Annotated in this window: 18 protein-coding genes; 7 read left to right on the top strand and 11 right to left on the bottom strand. The window is 62.5% G+C overall.

All coding sequences use genetic code 11. The annotated features are described in order from the left end of the window. Positions 1 to 160 precede the first annotated feature (160 nt). Together ABWU19_RS10880 and ABWU19_RS10875 are read left to right on the top strand one after the other, a co-directional pair. Positions 161 to 655 carry a DUF4384 domain-containing protein gene (locus tag ABWU19_RS10880; protein ID WP_435901707.1) on the top strand — a complete coding sequence of 165 codons (495 nt, stop codon included), beginning with the start codon at positions 161 to 163 and terminating at the stop codon, positions 653 to 655. 182 nt (positions 656 to 837) lie between these two features. Further along, on the top strand, positions 838 to 1,800 hold the full coding sequence (locus tag ABWU19_RS10875; protein ID WP_435901706.1) for a quinone oxidoreductase family protein: 963 nt from the start codon (positions 838 to 840) through the stop codon (positions 1,798 to 1,800). On the opposite strand, the gene ABWU19_RS10870 is transcribed toward ABWU19_RS10875, so the two are convergent. The 4 genes from ABWU19_RS10870 to ABWU19_RS10855 all read right to left on the bottom strand — a co-directional run bounded on the left by ABWU19_RS10870 (position 1,797) and on the right by ABWU19_RS10855 (position 5,602). Next, positions 1,797 to 3,221 carry a TRAP transporter large permease gene (locus tag ABWU19_RS10870; protein WP_435901705.1) on the bottom strand — a complete coding sequence of 475 codons (1,425 nt, stop codon included), beginning with the start codon at positions 3,219 to 3,221 and terminating at the stop codon, positions 1,797 to 1,799. The two genes, ABWU19_RS10875 and ABWU19_RS10870, sit on opposite strands and share 4 nt — an antisense overlap. Next, entirely contained in the window at positions 3,222 to 3,779 is a 558-nt protein-coding gene (locus ABWU19_RS10865) for a TRAP transporter small permease subunit (RefSeq protein WP_435901704.1), read from the bottom strand. A gap of 164 nt (positions 3,780 to 3,943) precedes the next feature. Continuing rightward, positions 3,944 to 5,026 carry a TRAP transporter substrate-binding protein gene (locus tag ABWU19_RS10860; protein WP_027876718.1) on the bottom strand — a complete coding sequence of 361 codons (1,083 nt, stop codon included), beginning with the start codon at positions 5,024 to 5,026 and terminating at the stop codon, positions 3,944 to 3,946. A 306-nt stretch (positions 5,027 to 5,332) separates the two neighbouring features. Then, positions 5,333 to 5,602 carry a glycoside hydrolase family 3 N-terminal domain-containing protein gene (locus tag ABWU19_RS10855; RefSeq protein ID WP_281172000.1) on the bottom strand — a complete coding sequence of 90 codons (270 nt, stop codon included), beginning with the start codon at positions 5,600 to 5,602 and terminating at the stop codon, positions 5,333 to 5,335. Positions 5,603 to 5,651: 49 nt separating this feature from the next. Between ABWU19_RS10855 and ABWU19_RS10850 the strand changes: the two genes are divergently transcribed. The 5 genes from ABWU19_RS10850 to ABWU19_RS10830 are packed head-to-tail and all read left to right on the top strand — an operon-like array spanning position 5,652 to position 12,344. After that, positions 5,652 to 6,140, top strand: coding sequence for a DUF4127 family protein (locus ABWU19_RS10850; protein WP_027876720.1), 489 nt, complete (start codon positions 5,652 to 5,654; stop codon positions 6,138 to 6,140). Beyond that, positions 6,140 to 9,307, top strand: a complete 3,168-nt coding sequence (locus ABWU19_RS10845) for an alpha-mannosidase (RefSeq protein WP_435901703.1) — start codon at positions 6,140 to 6,142, stop codon at positions 9,305 to 9,307. The genes ABWU19_RS10850 and ABWU19_RS10845 overlap by 1 nt, the downstream gene beginning before the upstream one ends. Next, complete coding sequence (nagA, locus tag ABWU19_RS10840) at positions 9,308 to 10,405, top strand: N-acetylglucosamine-6-phosphate deacetylase (RefSeq protein WP_435901702.1); 1,098 nt, start codon at positions 9,308 to 9,310, stop codon at positions 10,403 to 10,405. Continuing rightward, positions 10,402 to 11,445, top strand: a complete 1,044-nt coding sequence (locus tag ABWU19_RS10835; protein ID WP_435901701.1) for an SIS domain-containing protein — start codon at positions 10,402 to 10,404, stop codon at positions 11,443 to 11,445. The genes nagA and ABWU19_RS10835 overlap by 4 nt, the downstream gene beginning before the upstream one ends. A gap of 26 nt (positions 11,446 to 11,471) precedes the next feature. After that, positions 11,472 to 12,344, top strand: a complete 873-nt coding sequence (locus tag ABWU19_RS10830; RefSeq protein WP_435901700.1) for a 3-hydroxybutyryl-CoA dehydrogenase — start codon at positions 11,472 to 11,474, stop codon at positions 12,342 to 12,344. Between the two features lie 93 nt (positions 12,345 to 12,437). On the opposite strand, the gene ABWU19_RS10825 is transcribed toward ABWU19_RS10830, so the two are convergent. The 7 genes from ABWU19_RS10825 to ABWU19_RS10795 form a co-directional block, all read right to left on the bottom strand. Further along, a complete protein-coding gene (locus ABWU19_RS10825; protein ID WP_435901708.1) occupies positions 12,438 to 13,358 on the bottom strand; it encodes a transcriptional regulator in 921 nt (306 codons plus the stop codon). 209 nt (positions 13,359 to 13,567) lie between these two features. After that, positions 13,568 to 14,176: a helix-turn-helix domain-containing protein gene (locus ABWU19_RS10820; protein WP_435901699.1), complete on the bottom strand. Its 609-nt coding sequence runs from the start codon at positions 14,174 to 14,176 to the stop codon at positions 13,568 to 13,570. Positions 14,177 to 14,386: 210 nt separating this feature from the next. Next, positions 14,387 to 15,295, bottom strand: coding sequence for a magnesium transporter CorA family protein (locus tag ABWU19_RS10815; RefSeq protein ID WP_435901698.1), 909 nt, complete (start codon positions 15,293 to 15,295; stop codon positions 14,387 to 14,389). Positions 15,296 to 15,437: 142 nt separating this feature from the next. Further along, positions 15,438 to 15,749, bottom strand: a complete 312-nt coding sequence (gene cutA, locus ABWU19_RS10810) for a divalent-cation tolerance protein CutA (RefSeq protein WP_435901697.1) — start codon at positions 15,747 to 15,749, stop codon at positions 15,438 to 15,440. Positions 15,750 to 15,759: 10 nt separating this feature from the next. Beyond that, positions 15,760 to 16,656, bottom strand: a complete 897-nt coding sequence (locus ABWU19_RS10805) for a delta(1)-pyrroline-2-carboxylate reductase family protein (protein WP_435901696.1) — start codon at positions 16,654 to 16,656, stop codon at positions 15,760 to 15,762. 9 nt (positions 16,657 to 16,665) lie between these two features. Then, positions 16,666 to 17,127 carry an MOSC domain-containing protein gene (locus tag ABWU19_RS10800; RefSeq protein WP_435901695.1) on the bottom strand — a complete coding sequence of 154 codons (462 nt, stop codon included), beginning with the start codon at positions 17,125 to 17,127 and terminating at the stop codon, positions 16,666 to 16,668. Next, positions 17,124 to 17,828 carry a c-type cytochrome gene (locus ABWU19_RS10795; protein WP_435901694.1) on the bottom strand — a complete coding sequence of 235 codons (705 nt, stop codon included), beginning with the start codon at positions 17,826 to 17,828 and terminating at the stop codon, positions 17,124 to 17,126. The genes ABWU19_RS10800 and ABWU19_RS10795 overlap by 4 nt, the downstream gene beginning before the upstream one ends. Positions 17,829 to 17,993 lie beyond the last annotated feature (165 nt).

Genomic DNA, 17,993 nt, shown 5'->3' with positions numbered 1-17,993 from the left:
TCTGGCAAAGGCTCGGACGGAGCCTTCGGGGATGGGTACGGCGTGGGCCGTCCCGTGAGAACCGAGAAGCCCCGCTCTTCAGAGCGGGGAGTCGTCACGTTTCTTTAAAGCAGGGCTGCTTGGGGACTGGGCAGAGGTAGAATGGGTCTTGGAGATAGCTATGCACACAAAACTTCTGCTTGCCTTGCTGGTCGTATTGCTTTCCAGTTGTTTTCCTGCGCGCTCCAGCCTTACGGTGGGGCTGCGCTTTGGTTTTGAATTGAGCCCGGTCATTACCCGCTTTGAACCCGACCGGGGCCGAGGAGCGAGCTACCGGGTAGGCGAGAGCGTTAGCTTTATCATCAGCCTGACTCGAGCCGGCTATGTGGCCCTGGTGGGCATAGATCCAGACGGGACGGCTTACGAGTTCGACCGGGTTTTTCTGAACCCTGGCACCCATGTGCTCTCGGGGCCGCCGGGGTTCCGCTATGAGCTGCGGCCACCTCTGGGCATGCAGCGCGTGCGGGCCATCTATACCGATACCCCGCACCCTTCTGGCTTTGTTATCCGGGGTACTTATGGCCTGGAACGTTGGGATCAGCAGATCTCCATCTACATTGAGCGCTCGGGCTCGAGGGTACGTGACGTGGCCGAGACCTACCTTTACATTCGCTAGCACGTGGTTATTAAGCCCGCTGTGCGGCCCGGCCTGCCAGGCCGGATCCCGCCCTTTCCCGAAGCCTCGCTAGCAGGAGCGCTTACGCTGGCCTGGTCTTATTGCAATGCTTTGGCTAGGCCGCGTATGGTATAGCCGGTTACGGCTGGAACAGTCCTTTGTGATTGCGATAAGCTATGCCCATGAAAGCCATTCGCGTTCACCAACCCGGCGGCCCCGAGGCCCTGCGACTGGAGGAAATTCCCATCCCGACCCCGGGTGAGGGCCAGGTTCTGGTCAGGCTACAGGCGATTGGGGTCAACTTTATTGATATCTACAAGCGCGCGGGCCTGTATGCCGTTCCGATCCCCTTCACGGTGGGCGAGGAAGGGGCGGGGGTGGTGGAGGCGGTAGGGCCGGGGGTAAGCAGTGTTCGGGCAGGGGATACGGTGGTGTATTCCAACGTACAGGGCAGCTATGCCGAGTACGCCTTAGTACCTGCCGACAAGCTGGTAAAAGTGCCGACGGGCCTGGAGCCCAGGGTTGCTGTGGCCGGAATGCTTCAGGGCATGACTGCCCATTACCTGGCGCATAGCACCTACCCCCTCAAAGCCGGGGAAACCTGCATCATCCATGCCGGGGCGGGTGGGGTGGGGCTGTTGTTGATCCAGATGGCCAAGATGATTGGGGCCACGGTTATCGCCACCGCCTCCACCGAGGAAAAGCGAGCCCTGGCTAAGGAGGCCGGGGCCGATTACGCCCTGCCCTACGAGGGCTTCGACCAGAAAGCCCGTGAAATCACCGGCGGTAAGGGGGTAGACGTGGTCTACGACGGGGTGGGGCAGGCCACCTGGGAAGGCAGCCTGAACAGCCTGCGGATTCGTGGGATGCTGGCCCTATATGGGCAGAGCAGTGGCCCGGTGGCCCCCTTCAACCCCCAGGTGCTCAACCAGAAAGGCGGCCTTTACCTGACCCGGCCTTCCCTGTGGCACTACACCCAGACCCGCCAGGAACTGGAATGGCGGGCCGGAGATGTCATGCGCTGGGCTCTGGAGGGCAGGCTCAAAATTCGAATCGGAGCCGAGTTCCCCCTGGCCCAGGCCGCCCAGGCCCACAAGGCGCTACAGGGGCGCGAGACCACCGGCAAGGTGCTGCTGATTCCTTAGCCGCCGGGCGTGCCCCTTAGCGAGGGCAGCCAGCTACTCAGGCTCGGGAATGCAATTACGACAATCAGCACCAGTATCTGCACGATAATAAAGGGAATAACCCCCCGGTACATGTCGGTGGTTTTGACCTCCGGCGGAGCTACCCCACGCAGGTAGAACAGCGCAAAGCCGAATGGTGGGGTCAGGAAGCTGGTCTGGAGGTTCATGGCCAGGATGATGCCAAACCAGAGCAGCTTGCCCTGCACAAAGGCCTCGGTAGAGAGGTCGTAGTTGCCGGCCATCTGCATGGCCTCGGCCTGGGCGCGCCAGATGGCCTCCGCCGCCGGGAGCACCAGCGGCACGATGATGAAGGCAATCTCGAAGAAGTCGATAAAAAAGCCCAATACAAATACCAGAATCATCACAAAGGCGATAAATCCTACTTCGCCGCCCGGCAGGCCTACCAGGATATCTTTGACCAGCTTGTCGCCCTCGAGGCCCCGAAAAATCAGACTAAACGCGGTCGCGCCAATGAGGATGAAAATCACCATGCTGGTAAAGCGGGCCGTCTCCACCACCGCATCGCGGAAAACTTTCCAGGTCAGGCGGCGGTATAAGGCCGCCATGATGAGCGCCGCCAGCGAGCCCACCGCCCCTGCCTCGGTAGGGGTAGCGATGCCAAAAAAGATGCTTCCCAGCACGAACAAGATCAGCAAGACCGGCGGCACCAGTGCAACAATAGCCCTCCGCCCCAGCTCCCAGCCCCTGTAAGGCCGGGCCTCAAGGGGCAGGGCAGGGGCCATTTTGGGCCGCACCAGGGCCACCAGGGCCACCAGCAAAACCAGACCCCCCGAAAGCATCAGGCCTGGTATTAGGGCGCCCAGGAACAGATCACCCACGCTCACACCCAGCTGGTCGCCCAGCACCACCAGCACAATGCTGGGCGGGATAATCTGGCCCAGGGTTCCCGAGGCGGCAATCACTCCGGTAGCCAGGGGTTTGCTATAGCCGTACTTGAGCATCACCGGTAGCGAGATCAGGCCCATGGCCACCACCGTAGCGGCCACGACCCCGGTGGTGGCCGCCAGCAAGGTGCCCACCAGCACCACCGCAATGGCCACCCCCCCCCGCACCGGGCCGAATATCTGACCTACCGTGTCCAAAAGCTGCTCGGCCAGCTTGGATTTTTCCAGAACAAGCCCCAGAAAGATGAAGTAGGGAATGGCCAGTAGGGTGTAGTTGGACATGATGCCAAAGATGCGCTGGGGCAGGCTGCCCACAAAGCGCAGGTCGAACTCGCCAATGGCAATCCCCACAGCCCCAAAGATGAGGGCGACCCCCCCCAGGGCAAAGGCCACCGGGTAGCCGGTGAAGATGAGCACCAAGGCCCCCAGGAACATGGCCCCGCCCAAAAGCTCAATTCCGCCGCCTTGCAAAACCATCTAGGCAACCTCCCCTTTGGCCTCGTGGGGGAGGCGGGGTAGTACCCCCCGCAAAAAGGCCAGGTTCTTGATGAACTCAGAAAACCCTTGTAGGGCCAGCAAAATAAAAGCCGGTAGCAACATGAGTTTGAGCGGCCAGCGGGGCAGCCCTCCGGCGTCGGAGGAGACCTCCCGCACCTGCACCGAGAAGATTACCAGGGGCAGCGTTACATAAAACAAGACCAGGGCGAAGGGAACCAGAAACAGGATGGATCCCAGCATGTTAACCCAGGCCCGACCCCGCTCACCCAGGTGGGCATACACCACATCTACCCGAATGTGGCCGTCGTGCTTGAGCACATAACCTACCATCAGCAAGAAAATTAGCGAAAAGAGGTACCACTGCAGCTCAAAGTAGGTGTTGGAAGCCAGCCGAGTTCCCACGGTTTTATCCAGGCTTCGCCCAATGGCGTTGTAGGCCCCGATGGCCACCATCGGTACCACCAGCCACAGCACCACACGCCCCAACCACTCGTTGACCGAGTCTATCAGACTGGATATTGCCAGCAACACCCTCACCTAAGCACCTCCTGAAAGGCAACCCAACCGTTTGCGCGACACAGTTCTGACGCTCCAAAAATTGACTCGGCCTATCCTAACCACCCCATTCCATGGCGTCAATGACCCCTAATGAGAGGCCCCACCCTTGGGGGTGGGGCCTCCGGGTATAGCCAGTTCTGCCACTAGCGCAGGGTGCGCACAAAATCGTCGTAACGGAACTCGTTCAAAGCAAACCAGCGGCGCGACTCGTCGCGGAACTTCTTCCAGCTTTCGTAGATGCCGCGGTAGGTGGCGTCCTTGGCGGCGATTTCGTCAAACAAGGCGGTGGCCTCTTTGTTGGCTGCCTGAAGTACGCTGGTGGGAAAGGGCCGCAACTGGGCGCCAGCCCGTTGCAGGCGGGCCAGAGCTGGCGCATTCTTGGCATCATATTCGGCCATGGTTTTATCGTTGGCTTCGCTGGCGGCGCTGATAATGGCCTCCTGGTAGGCCTTGGGCAAGCCGCGCCAGCGATCGAGGTTCACGATGGTCGAGACGGTAGAACCCGGCTCCCACCATCCGGGATAGTAGTAGAAGCGAGCCGCTTTGTTGAGGCCGAGTTTTTCATCGTCGTAGGGGCCGACAAACTCGGCACCATCGATGGCACCCCGGTCGAGTGCCAGGAAGATTTCGCCAGCAGGCAGGGTTTGAACGGTGGTGCCCAGGCGGGTCATGACCTGACCCCCCAGCCCAGGAATGCGGAAGCGCAAACCCTTGAGGTCTTCGGGGCCCTTGATTTCCTTACGGAACCAGCCCCCCATCTGCACACCGGTGTTGCCGGCGGGGAAGGTAATGGCGTTGAAGTCGGCGATTACCCGCTGCATGGCCTGCAGGCCGCCGCCAAAGTAGAGCCAGGCGTTTTGCTGGCGGGGGTTGAGGCCAAATGGCACCCCGGTGTCGAAAGCCAGCGATGGGCTCTTCCCTATGTAGTAGTAGTTGGCGGTGTGTCCAATTTCCACGTTACCGGCCTGCACCACATCTAGCACCTGCAACCCTGGGGCCAGTTCGCCTGCAGGGAAGACCTGAATCTCAAAACGCCCTTCGGTCAGCTCGGACACCCGCTTGGCCACCGTCTCAGCCGCGCCAAAAAGGGTATCCAGGGAGCGGGGCCAGCTGGTGGCCATGCGCCAGCGGATCCGCGGGGCGGTCTGGGCGTAAACCGGGCCAAACACCGTACTGGCGGCAACAGCGCCAATTCCTGCCTTCTTTAAGAAGTCACGTCGCTTCATTAAGCTCCTCCTAAAAGCAACTATTGCACTGATGGGTGCGAAGCGATTATATGCGAGCTATCGCAAGCTATCAACAAGGACATGTGTAACCTAAGCTGTAATGTGTAGAAAAACTTATATTCCTGCCAAAAAAAGTTATTTTGGTGTAATACATGGCTCCAGATGGTGTAATTATCCTAAGATGACAATTCCGCCACCAACTAAGCCGCCAAGCAAGGCTGGTTCGCCTGCACAAGCGCATCGGATTGCCCAGCCTTTGCAGGGATCGGTGTGCTGGGCTGAATTCGTTGAAAATACCTGCAAACGTCAACCATAGGCGATGTGCACCGCGGGCCGCCCCAGCGAAAGAATCATGCCGGCCCCGGCCTGGAGGCTTTGCACGGCAGCCTCGTCAGCGGGGCAATGCCTGGTAATGGCCTGCATGTCCAGCGCATCGCTCACGGTGATGCCCCGAAAACCCAGCCGCTCCCGGAGGTAATGGGTGAGGATTTTTCTGGACAGGGTGGCGGGGTGCTGCGGATCCAGGGCGGGAAACCGGATGTGGGCGCTCATGATGGCGCGAACGCCGACCTCTATTTTGCGCTACAGTTTCGAGTAGATTGAGGAGCAAGCCTGCACCCCATTTATGAAGCGCGTTCTGCTCATACCTGCCGATACCAGACCTGTAACCCTCGAGCTCCCCCACCAGATGGCGCAGCTAGCTGGTCTGGAGGTGCGCTCTCTGCCGCTGGAGATTCTCAATCAGATGAACCAGCCGGGGAACACTGCGGCCATTGCCGAGTGGTTGTGGCGGGAAGCCCCGGCGGCGGGGGTGTGTGCCCTTGGCGGCGGCCCGGTTGCGCTGGCCGAGGCCAGCTTTGCCTGCCTGGTGGACGACTGGCTGTACCAGAGCCGGGTGCGCGGGGAGGTGCAGCAAGCCCTGACCGAGGACCCCAGTCCCTACGATCTGGGCGAGCTTCAGTGGGGGGCCGAACTGGCCATTGAGCAGCGCCTCAGCCCGCTGGCCCACAGCCTCTGGCAGCAGTATTTTGCCCCCAGCCTGCCAGGGGTCATGGGCTGGCCGCGCCTGTCGAACGGGGTGTTTCCCTTGCGGCTGGTTCAGGAGGAAGGGTGATGCAAGTTTTGCAGCGTTTGTGGGTTCGCTGGAAGGAGCTTTCGGCCTGGCAGGACCTGGAAACCCAGCCCCTGGGGGGCGTGTTCCAGGCAGCCGACGGCCCCAGGGTGCCGATCCAGCCGGGTGACCCCTGGCCCGACCGCAGCTTTCCGGTTCGTCTATTTTTCGAGGCCATAGTACCCCAGTCCTGGGCGGGAAAACCTGTCTGGGTACGACTAAGGCCCGGTGGGGAGGGTTTGTTGCTGGCCGAGGGTAGGCCCCTGGGGGGGCTCAACCCCTACCACAGCGAGTACCCCTTGCTGGAAAAAGCGCAGGGGGGTGAGGGAATACGCCTCGAGGTCGAGGCAGTCCCTAAAGGGCTGTTTGGTAGCCCGGTTCCACAGCCCCGGCTCGAGGAGGCCACCCTCCTCCTGCCCGACCTTCAGGTGCGCGCTTTGTGCACCGATCTGGCCAGTGTGTTGGAAGCCATACCCCACCTCGAGCCCGACCTGGCCCAGCGCTTGCTGGATGTTTCGAGCGAAACCTTTGCCCGCATCGAGCTACCGCGGGGTCCCGCTAAAGCCTACCTGAACCAGCTCGAGCGCTCCATCTGGGCCCAGGAAACCGCCAAGCTATGGGAGGAATGGCGCTTCGAAGGGCCGGGCTTGCCCCTGCAGGACGAGCACCGCCAGAGCCTGGAGGCGGCCCGCAGCTTTCTTGGGCAGGCCCTGGCCGACCTGCAACAGCGTTACCCTGGGGCGGGGCGGCTCTGGCTCTCGGGCCATGCCCACATCGACCTGGCCTGGCTCTGGCCCATTGCCGAAACCCGACGCAAAATTCGCCGCACCTTTGCCACGGTCTTGTACCTCATGGCGCGCTACCCTGCGTTTTACTTCAATCAGTCCAGTGCTCAGGCCTACGCCTGGCTCGAGGCCGATGACCCAGCCTTGTTCGAGCAGGTCAGGGCGCGGGTGCAGGAGGGGCGCTGGGAGCTGGTGGGGGGCATGTGGGTAGAGCCCGACGGCAACCTGCTCTCAGGGGAGTCCTGGGCACGCCAGATACTCCTGGGACAGCGCTACTTTGAACAGAAGTTTGGCAAGAGGGCCAGGGTGGCCTGGCTGCCCGATACCTTTGGCTTTCCCGCCAACCTGCCCCAGCTTTTAAAGCAGGGGGGGCTGCCTTTCTTCTTTACCACCAAGTTGAACTGGAACGAGACCAACCCCTTTCCCCATGACCTGTGGCGCTGGGAAGGGCTGGACGGCTCCACCGTACTGGCCCATGCTTTCTGGAATCCCAATCAGAACTACAACGGCCGCCTCGAGGCCCTGGACCTGGCAGGTACCTGGAAGAACTTCCGGGGTAAGCGCTACCACGACACCTCGCTCCTCACCTTTGGCTATGGCGATGGGGGTGGCGGCCCCAGCGACCTCATGCTGGAACGCTATGAACGCTACCGTGCCTTTCCCGGACTGCCCCAGTTGGCGATGAGCCGGGTCGAGGCCTTCTACCAGGCCCTGGAACAGGCTGCGCCCACACTGCCGGTCTGGGTGGGCGAGCTGTACCTCGAGCTGCACCGGGCCACCTACACCACCCAGGCCCGGCTCAAGCAGCTCAACCAGCGCCTCGAGCAAGCCTTGCTGGAGGCCGAGCTGGCCTGGACCCTGGCTTCAATCAGGCCCCTCGACCCCCGCCTAACCCTCGACGAACCCAGCTACCCGGCGCGCGACCTCGAGGGCCTCTGGAAGGTCTTGCTGCTGCACCAGTTTCACGACATTTTGCCGGGTTCGGCCATCCACAGCGTGCCCCAGCAGGCCGCCGAAAGCCTGCAGGTGGCCCTGGTTCAGGCCGAGGAGTTGTGCCAGGAAGCCCTAGGCCTGCTCTCCGCCGAGGTGCGCAAGGTTCACCCCCAGGCCCTGGCCCACCTGGTGGTATGGAACCTGAGCAGCAGCCCGCGCCCCCTGCGCCTGCAGATGGAACGCCCCACCGAGCAGTTTTTCCGCCTGCTCACCACCACCGGTGACGAGGTGCCCTACCAGGATGCGGGTTCCCACATCCTGATTGCGGCCGATCAGACCGTGCCGGCCATGGGCTATCTGGCCCTGGCGGTGGTGGCCCACCTAGACGCCCGCCGAACGCCTACTGTGCGGGTTGGCGGCACGGAGAGGGTTCTAGAAAACCAACATTTGCGCCTGGAAGTGGCCCCCGATGGCACCCTGGCCCGCCTCTATGACAAAGACCACCAGCGGGAGGTGCTGGCCGGGCGCGGCAACCAGCTCTGGGCCTACACCGACATCCCGCGCTACTGGGAAGCCTGGGATATAGACGCTTCGTATGCGCGGGAGGGCCGCGAGATTACGGCCAGCCAGGTCAAGCTCGTGGAGGAAGGGCCGCTCAGGGCGGGGATCTGGGTGGAGCGCAGGCTGGGGGCCTCGAGCCTCGAGCAGACCTACTGGCTTTGGGGGGGTGCCCGTCGGCTCGAGGTCGAGACCCGGCTGCACTGGCAGGAGCGCCGCACCCTGCTGCGGGCGCTGTTTCCGCTAAACGTGCGAAGCCACGAAGCCTGGTTCGATACCGCCTTTGGGGCGGTTGCCCGGCCCACCCACGCCAATACCCCCTGGGATAAAGCCCGCTTTGAGGTGCCAGCCCTGCGCTGGGCCGATCTCAGCGAGGCCAACTATGGGGCGAGCCTGCTGGGCGGTTCCAAACATGGCTACAGCGTGCAGGGCAACGTACTGGGCCTCTCCCTGCTGCGCGGCCCACTCTGGCCCGATCCCCTGGCCGACGTGGGCGAGCACCGCTTTACCTATGCCCTTTACCCCCATCCGGGCGACTGGCGAACCGATACCGTTGCTGAAGCCGAGGACTTTGCCGCGCCCTTGCGGCCCCTGGCCATGCCCGTTCATGCGGGGGGACAGCCAGCCAGCCGCCAGTTTTTGCGCCTTTTGCAAGGCAGCCTGCGGATAGCTGCCCTCAAGCGGGCCGAAGGAGGCTTCGGCTATATCCTGCGGCTCTACGAGGCCAACGGCGGGCGGGGGGTGGCCCAGCTCGACCTTGGGGCCCTGGGAATCCGCACGGTACGCCGGGTCAACCTGCTGGAAGACCCGGAAGAGACCCTTCCCCTACACAATGGCTACCTGACCCTGGCCTATACGCCCTACCAGGTGATCAGCCTGAAATTGGAGCCATAAATGGCAGAGCTGCTTGGAACCCTGGTTGCCCCCAGCCTGACCTACCCCGGCTGTATCGAGTTTTCCGAGCGCATCGAGGCGGTGCTTCCGCTCGAGGCCGCCGGAGGCTTGCCGCGGCGTTACATTTTGCCGGGGTTTGTTGACCTGCATGTGCATGGCGGGGGAGGGGCCGACTGCATGCAAGGGGAGGCGGCAGTGCGACAGATGGCCCGTTTTCACGCCCAGCATGGCACCACCGTGCTGCTCGCCACCACCGTGGCGGCCCCCCTGGCCGACCTCGAGGCCGCCCTGCACGGCATCGCCGCGGTGGTGCAAAATCCGGGCCCCGGCGAAGCGCGGGTGCTGGGGGTACACCTCGAGGGCCCCTTCATCAATCCGCAAAAACTGGGGGCCCAGCCGCCCTATACCCTGGCCCCCAGCCTGGAAACCATGCGCCGCCTGCTTTCCCTGGCCCCCATCCGGGTGGTCACCCTGGCCCCCGAACTGCCAGGGGCGCTCGAGCTGATCGCTTTCCTGCAAGACCACGGGGTGCGGGTGCAGCAGGGCCATACAGCCGCCACCTATGCCCAGTCCCTGACCGGCCTCGAGGCGGGCGCGCGGGGTTTCACCCACTTCTACAACGCCATGACCCCTCTGCGCCACCGCGAGCCGGGGGTGGTGGGGCTGGGCCTGGGGCGTGCCCAGTGGGCCGAGTTCATTCCCGACGGGTTGCACGTCCACCCGGCGGCCATCGGGGTGGCAACCCGGGCCATACCCCAGGCCTACGCGGTAACCGATGCGGTGGCAGCCGCCGGAATGCCAGAGGGGGTGTACCGGCTGGGGCGGCACCGGGTATACAAAAAAGGCCAGGGGATCTTCCTGGCCGATGGCAGGCTGGCCGGGAGCGCACTCACCATGGACCAAGCCGCGCAAAACCTGCGCCGTTGGGGCTATACCCTGCGCGAGGTGGTGCAGATGACCTCGAGCTTTGCCGCAACCTACTTGGGAATACAGCATGGACTGAAGCCAGGCCTGCCCGCCGACCTGGTGGTGCTTGACGAAGCGCTAAACCTTGTGGAGGTGTACGTGCGGGGCCAGAAGGTGGAGATACTTGTATGAAGGCAGTCGAAAGCAAAATGTTCAGGGAGGCCCAGCAGGCGCCGGCGGTGGTAGAGCAGGCCCTGCGGGAAAACAAAAGCGAGATGGAGTTGCTGGGCACCTTTTTGCGCCGCCATACCCCGCCCTTTGTGCTGACGGTAGCCCGGGGCAGCTCCGACCACGCCGCCCTGTATGGCAAATACCTCATTGAAAGCCTGCTGGGTGTGGTCTGCTCCTCGGCCATTCCCTCGATACACACGGTCTACGGGCAGCGCCTGGCCCTCGGTCGTGCTTTGCTGATCGCCATCTCCCAGTCGGGTCAGAGCCCCGACCTGATCGAAGTTACCCGGCAGGCTCGGCGCGATGGGGCCCTGACCCTGGCCCTGGTCAACCAGGAAAACTCCCCCCTGGCCCAGACCGCCGAGGTGGTACTACCCCTGTGGGCCGGCCCTGAGGAAGCCGTGGCTGCTACCAAAAGCTACCTGGCTACTCTGGCCTCGCTGGCCCAGCTGGTGGCGGCCTGGGCCGAAGACAAACCCCTCAAAGAAGCCCTGGCCATGCTGCCCGAGGCCCTCTACAAAGCCGCCCATGCCGACTGGCAGGCGGGCCTGGGGGCTTTGCTGGAGGCCGACAACGGCCTGGTGGTGGGGCGCGGCTATGCCTTTACCATCGCCCACGAGCTGGCCCTCAAGCTTAAGGAGACCAGCGCTTTTCATGCCGAGGCCATGTCGGGCGCCGAACTGCTGCACGGCCCGGTGGCCCTGGTGGAGCCCGATTTTCCCCTGCTGGTGCTGCTGCCCAAAGACAAGCCCCTGCCCGGCATGCTGAGCCTGCTGCAAACCCTGCGGGGCAAAGGCGGACACCTGCTGGTGGCCTCCTCCGAAGCCGAGGCCCTCGAGCTGGCCCACACCCCCCTGCCGCTCCCCACCCGGCTCCACCCGGTGCTGGACTCGATTCTGCTGGCGCAGGCCTTTTACCCTTTCGCCGCCCAGCTCGCGGTGGCCCGGGGGCGCAACCCCGATGCCCCGCGCAACCTGTCCAAGGTGACCCGCACGAGGTAGCTCAAATTCGCGATAGGATGTGAGGTATGGAAATTCGCAAGATTGGTGTGATCGGTGCAGGGCAGATGGGCTCCGGTATTGCCCAGGTGGCGGCTCAGGCCGGCTATGAGGTGGTGCTGCGCGACCTCGAGGTCTCGTTTATCGAGCGCGGCCTGAGCAACATAAAGCGCTCCATTGGCAAGCTGCTGGAAAAAGGCAGGCTCGACCAGAACAGCCACGATGCGGCCCTGGCCCGCATCGTGACCACCACCCACTTAGCCGACCTGAAAGACTGCGACCTGGTGATCGAGGCCGTTGTGGAGCACGAGCCCAGCAAGCTCGAGCTCTTCCGTGAGCTCGACCAACTGGTTAAGCCCGAGGCCATTCTGGCCTCCAACACCTCCTCGATTCCCATCACCCGCCTGGCTGCGGCCACCCGCAGGCCCGAGCGCTTTATCGGGATGCATTTCATGAACCCGGTTCCCCTGATGGAGCTGGTGGAGGTGATCCGGGGCTACCTGACCGACGAGGCCACCACCCAGGCCGTGCTGGAAGCAGCCCGCCGGATGGGCAAGACCCCCGTAGAGGTCAACGACTACCCTGGCTTTGTCTCCAACCGCATCCTGCTGCCCATGCTCAACGAGGCCATCCAGTGCGTGATGGAGGGGGTGGCGACGCCCGAGGCCATTGACCAGGTCATGAAGCTGGGCATGAACCACCCCATGGGCCCCCTCACCCTGGCCGACTTCATCGGACTGGACACCTGCTTGTCCATCATGGAAGTGCTGCACCGGGGTCTGGGCGACGACAAATACCGCCCCTCGCCCCTGCTACGTAAGATGGTGCAGGCCGGGCTTCTGGGGCGCAAGAGCGGGCGGGGTTTCTACCGCTACGACGAGAAGGGCAACAAGATCGGATGACCCGGCTGGATCACCTGGTGGTGGCGGCACAGACCCCCGCAGGGCCCAAGCTGCTGCGCTAGCCGCGCCCGAAAAATCTGCTGTGCGCCAGCTTTATCTGCTGGAGGCTGCGTTTTTGGCTGGGGTGCGCCAAAGCCACGAACCCAGCCACTCCCCCAGGCGGCGCAAAGGGCTTTTCGCTGCCTGCCGGCGGGCCGAAAGGGTGGCCTCCTCGGGGCCTACATCGTGGCCGATGGCCTGGGATAGGTAGTAGCGGTGGTCGGAAATCCACAGGTACAAATCGGCCTCGGTGCGGCCCGGAAAGTTTTTCAGAACGCCGTTTTCGCGTATTTCCAAAATGGTGGGCAGGTAGAGGTGGTCGTACCAGTCGGCAACGGCTTCTTTCCAGCCGACGGCGCGCTTCTGGTCAAGGCCCATAAAGTACTGATGGGTATGGATATGGTCGAGCAGCACATCGTAGCGGCCAGGCCTGCTGAACAGGATGGGCTCATGGCGGGGGCGTAGCTGGAGTAGCTGGGTTTTTTCTAGAAACTCCGCATACTCTCCCTTCAGAATCACATCCTTGATGGTGTCGTTGGGGTCGAGGTCTACCGGTACCTCGAGCTCGACGACGTAGGCATCAATGAAGTGCTGACCCTGGGCTTTAGCCAGTGCAGTGCGGTGGTTGCCGTCCTTGACAAAGTAGGTGTCGCCTACCTTGTAGACATGAATGGGAGGAAACTCGATGCCCTCGAGCTGGGCCTGGCGCAGCTTGGTCCAGCGGTCCAGGGTAAAGGGTTCTTTGGGCATGAACTCGGCGTCGAAGTCGCCGTAGCGGTCAACTGAGCCTATGATTTTGTCGACTTCAATGGTCTGGAGCCCCTTGTACGACTCGCTCTTTGGCCGTAGCTCCAAGACCGCGCTATAGGGCAGCAGCTGGTTGGGCTTACCCTGCAAACGACGCAAAATATCGTGGATGAGCACCCGCCGCGACAGCGCCTCGGCTTCTAGCTGGGCTTGCTGCTCTAAATCCATAGGCTTCACCTTGATGCGTTCTCCGATAAGCGATGTTTGCATGTCGTGGCCCAGTTAGGGTATGCCGAGATCGCTTAAAAGCCGGCGGCAGGCTTCGCTTTGCGTGGATTGGGTTGAAGACAACCCTGCCCGATTATAACCCCCTTAGAACCCCGCAACCAAGCAAACACCCGCCTGTTATGGCGAGTGTTTCAAGGGCATCTGGAACGCTAGGCTGCTTCTTTGGAGAGCCGCTCGAGGCCACTCGGGTTTTCCAGTACCAGCTTGCCATAGCCAGAGCGGATGTAGCCTTCGCGGGTTAGCTCGCCGATAACCTTGGTTACGGTTTCGCGTACCGAGCCTACTGCCGAAGCGATCTCATCGTGGGTGGCCCTAACCCCTATGCGACCGTTCTTCTCGGTAAAAGCCACAGGTGTGCGGGACAGATCGAGCAGGGCGGCCGCAATGCGGTTTTTGAGGCGCTGGCCAGAGATGCGCTGAATGGTCTGATAGGTTTGGCTCAGGGCCTTTACCAGGCCTTGCACCAGGTCGGTCATTTCCTGCGCAGAAAGTTGGGCCGGCGCCAGGGCATCGACTTTGGTTTCGGTAACGGCTTCGGCAAAGTAGGTACGCTCGCCACCAGAGATAACTTCTTCGCCAAAATACTCGCCAGGACGCACAAATCGCAACGTTAGGGCGTTGCCTTCGTCATCAACGCTTTGGAGCCGAACCAGACCCTCCCGTACCCGGTAGAGCAGATCCTTAGGGCCGGGCTCTCCCGGATAGAGGATGATCTCGCCAGGATCAAAAGTTAGGGTATCTAGGATGCTGGTTTGCATAGCTTCATCACTCCTTGGTTCCGACTATAGCAGGCTTAAGTGATTTTGTAAACATTTGTGTTTATTATTTGCGACGGGTAATGCCGGATCTGGCCGGTGCTTACATCTAGGTATACGCAAACAAGCTGCAGGTTAGATGTGGCGTGATGGAGAGATAAAGGAAGACCTCTGCTGTGCGTGTTTGCTGAATGGGCGCAGCCCCAATTCCCTTTACCACCAGCCCCGGCGCTTCATCCACAGGGCCAGCCCCCCGCCAATGACCGCCAGCCCACCCCAGAAATACACCCGTCCAGCCGGCCACTGGTACTCGCTAAAGGCTTCGAAGTTGGTCCCATAGATGCCGGCCCAGAGGGTCATGGGCAAGAACAGCACCGAGATCACCGTAAGGGCCTGCACCACCCGGTTGAGCCGGTTGTTCTGGGCCGACAGGTGCACCTCCAGCACGTTGGATAGCTCGTCTCTGGCTGCGTCCAGGCCTTCGTATACCCGGCCCATGCGGTCGGTAAGGTCGCGGAATAAATAAGCCTCGGCTCCCAGCAGGGGGAGGCGCTCGAGGTGCAGCAAAGCCTCGCGGGCTTGCGAGACCAGACGCCGCACCCGCACGACCTCGCGCCGTCCGGCAAAAACCCGGCGGGGGGTTTCGGAGGTGTTGCCGCCGTCCAGGGCCAGCTCTTCCAGGTCTTCGACCCGCTCGGTGAGGGCATCGGTGTATTCAAAAAAGGTCTGTACCCCCTGATCGAGCAAGCGCTGCCATAGCCTTAGGCACGAACCCCCACGAAAGCTGTTCCAGATTTGCTCGAGGTAGTCTACCGGCTCGTTGCGGTAGGTGAGCAGCACCTGGGCCTCGGGAAAGTAGAAGTAAGAGACCCGCTCGGTGCGGCTATGGGCATTGTTTGGGGTCTCGAGGGTGCGAAAAATCAGGAAGAGGTGCCTGGGATACTCCTCGAAACGGCTCCAGTGTCCAATCTCCTGGGCATCGGCCAGGGCCAATGGGTTGAGGGGATACTGGCTTTGAATCAGGGCGATTTCCTCAGGGGTAGGGGTCTCGACGTCCACCCAGACCTGGGCCTCCATCAGGCCGCAGGTTGCGCCATCGGAAAGTTGCTTGGCCCGAATCATTAGCTCATAGCTTATTGCGGATGGCCGATAGCTGCAAAAGTCCTAACTATTCGAATACGATTCACGGTTGCAAAACGAGCTTGCCGACAGGCCACTGACCCACGGCCATTTCGCCAGCAGGACGATGTTTTGCCGCTCGTGCCTAGCGGGTACTCTCGGCGATCCAGTCCAGGTAGTCCTTCGACCCTGCCTCGATTTTATGGGCAATAATCTCGGGCACCTGGTAGGGGTGCAGCTCTTTGATGCGGGTTTCCAGGGCATTGTAGTGCGCTTGCTGGGTTTTGATGAGGAGCAGCAGCTCGCTGTTTTCCTGAACCTGGCCCTGCCAGCGATAGACCGAAGTGATGCCTGGCAGCAGGTTTACACAAGCGGCCAGCCCTTCGTGCACCAGGGTTTGGGCGATGCGCTGGGCGGTTTGCCGGTCGGGTACGGTGCAAAAAACAGTTAGATACATGCTTATCAGGTTACTGGATACCCAGCGACTTCACCGCCAACCGGGCCGCGGCCAGGTCCCAGAGGGCGTGGCCCACGCTTTTAAAGAGCACTGTACCGGAGGCCGGCTTGGGCTGGTGTAGGGCCGCCTCGAGCGGCTGTACCTCGTCCCAGTCCACCCCGGCTTGCAGCAGGTCGCCCGCCTCCGAACGGGCCCCCTCGAGGGTATCCACATACAGCCGGGCCTGCCGCACCACCCCCGGCGCAACCTCGGCCATATCGGGGCGGTAGGCCCCCACCGCAGCGATGAAGGCGCTCGAGGGGGCGCGCAGCAGTACCGGGGTCGGGCTGGTGGTGGCGCACACAATCAGGCTCACCTCGTTCAGGGCGGGCTCGAGGTCCCGGATGGCCTGGGCCAGCATCCGCCGCTGGCGGGCGTAGGAGGCCAGCGCTTCGGCGTGTTCGAAGCTGCGGGAGTACACGTACACCTTGTCGGTGCCCAGGCCTTCCTGGAAGGCTTCCAGGTGGCTTCTGCCCTGGGTTCCCGCGCCAATAATCAAAAGCGGCCCGGCGGGTAGGGGGGCCAGGGTCTGGGCGGCCAGCAGCGAGACCGCTGCGGTGCGGCGGGCCGTTACCACCGTACCGTCCAGCAGGGCCAGGCGTTCGCCGGTAGCGGTGCGCATGACCCAGACCTCGGCCTGCACGCTGGGGTGCTGCTGGGGGTGTACTGTGACCAGTTTGGTCACACTGAGGAAGGGGTCGGCTGCCGGCATCAGCAGCAGGGTAGCGGCCCCTGGTAGCGGCACCACCAGGCGCTCCGGTGCGGTAACGAGACCCTGGGCATGGTCGGCCAGCACCTGGGCAAGGGATTCGGCCAGGGCAGCATAAGGCAATAGGGCAGCGGTTTCCTCCGCCGATAGAATGCGCATGCCTCCAGCCTACCCGAAAGTTGTGTTTTGTGCAGACTGGGGCGATAGAACCTGAACGCTGTCGCCAACTTCTACCACCCCGCCCCGAAGCACCCGGGCATACAGCCCCCGCTTCCCCAAAAGCACCTTGGGCAGGCGCAAATCGAAGACCGAGAGCGAGCTGCAAACCGTGCAAACGTCGGCCAGCTCCAGCAGAACTGTGCCTATCTGGAGCCAGGTTCCTGGGCTCAGGGCGTGGGGGTCGAAGTCTACCAGCAGGTTTTCGCCCAGGGCTCCTGGGGGCAGCTCGATGCCGGCTCGAGCGGCCAGCTCGTACGTCGAGCGCCCGGCCACCAGCACGGCCCGGTCGGGGTGCTTGCCAAAGTGCCGGTCGCCCTCTACGCCCATGCCTTCCACCAGGCGGGCTTTGGCCACCGCCGGTTTGGGCAGGGTGGTGCCCGGCCCAGCGTGGATGGACAGGACGGTGTTCATCGCAGGCCGAGCTGACCTCGTGCTGCCAGCACCTGCTGGGCGCTCAGGTTCTTGCCGCGCTGGGCCTTCACCTCAGCCTCGGTAAAAGCGCTCTGGCCTGTGGGCAGGGCATTGCCCCACTGGGTGGCGATGTGGTTGAGCACGGCAGCAATTTCTGCATCGCTGAGCTGTGGGTAGGCCGGCATCAGGCCGTTGTAGCTGGCCCCTTTGACGCTAATGGCACCTTGCAGGCCATAGAGCATCACCTGAATCAACCACTCGCGCCCACCTCTGGCTGCCATAATATCCGGCACGTGCCCGGCCAGAGGCGGAAAGACCCCTGGAATGCCCGCGCCATTGGCCTGGTGGCAACCGATGCAGTTGTTGTAGATGGCTGCACCGCTCACTGCGGCGGTGGTCTGCGGCGGTGTGGGCGCAGGGGCGCTGGCACCCGGAGCCAGCCGTGTGGCCAGGTAGTTGAGGATGGTGGCCCGTTCCTCTGGGGTGAGCCTTAGCCCGTAGCCCTGCATTTCCGTAATCAGGCTGTCCCAGCGTTCGCGGGTTTGCCGTTCGCGGGTTACAAAACCGATCTCGTGGCAGGTCTGGCATTTCTGCAAGACGAGCTCCCGCCCTGGCCCCTCGGGCAGTGCGTTTTGGCCGAGGCTTACCCAAAGGGCGGTTAGGGTTAGAAACATTACCCATACCAGGTATTTGGCTTTCATGTTTGGTCTTCCTCCCTGATGCAAAAGGATATCATTCTTGGTAAGGCGTTTTTGTGCGCCCGACACACCTGTCCTGAAGCTAAAAAAATCGTTAACTCAAAACTTGCACCTCTTGCATAGCCTGCATAAACCTGCTTTTCCTCTCACTTCATCCGGCGGTGGGTG

This window comes from Meiothermus cerbereus, assembly GCF_051297115.1.
GTDB classification, from domain to species: Bacteria; Deinococcota; Deinococci; order Deinococcales; family Thermaceae; genus Meiothermus; species Meiothermus cerbereus_A.
The sequence above is the reverse complement of the archived record's forward strand: the minus strand, read 5'-3'. Positions and strand labels throughout refer to the sequence as shown.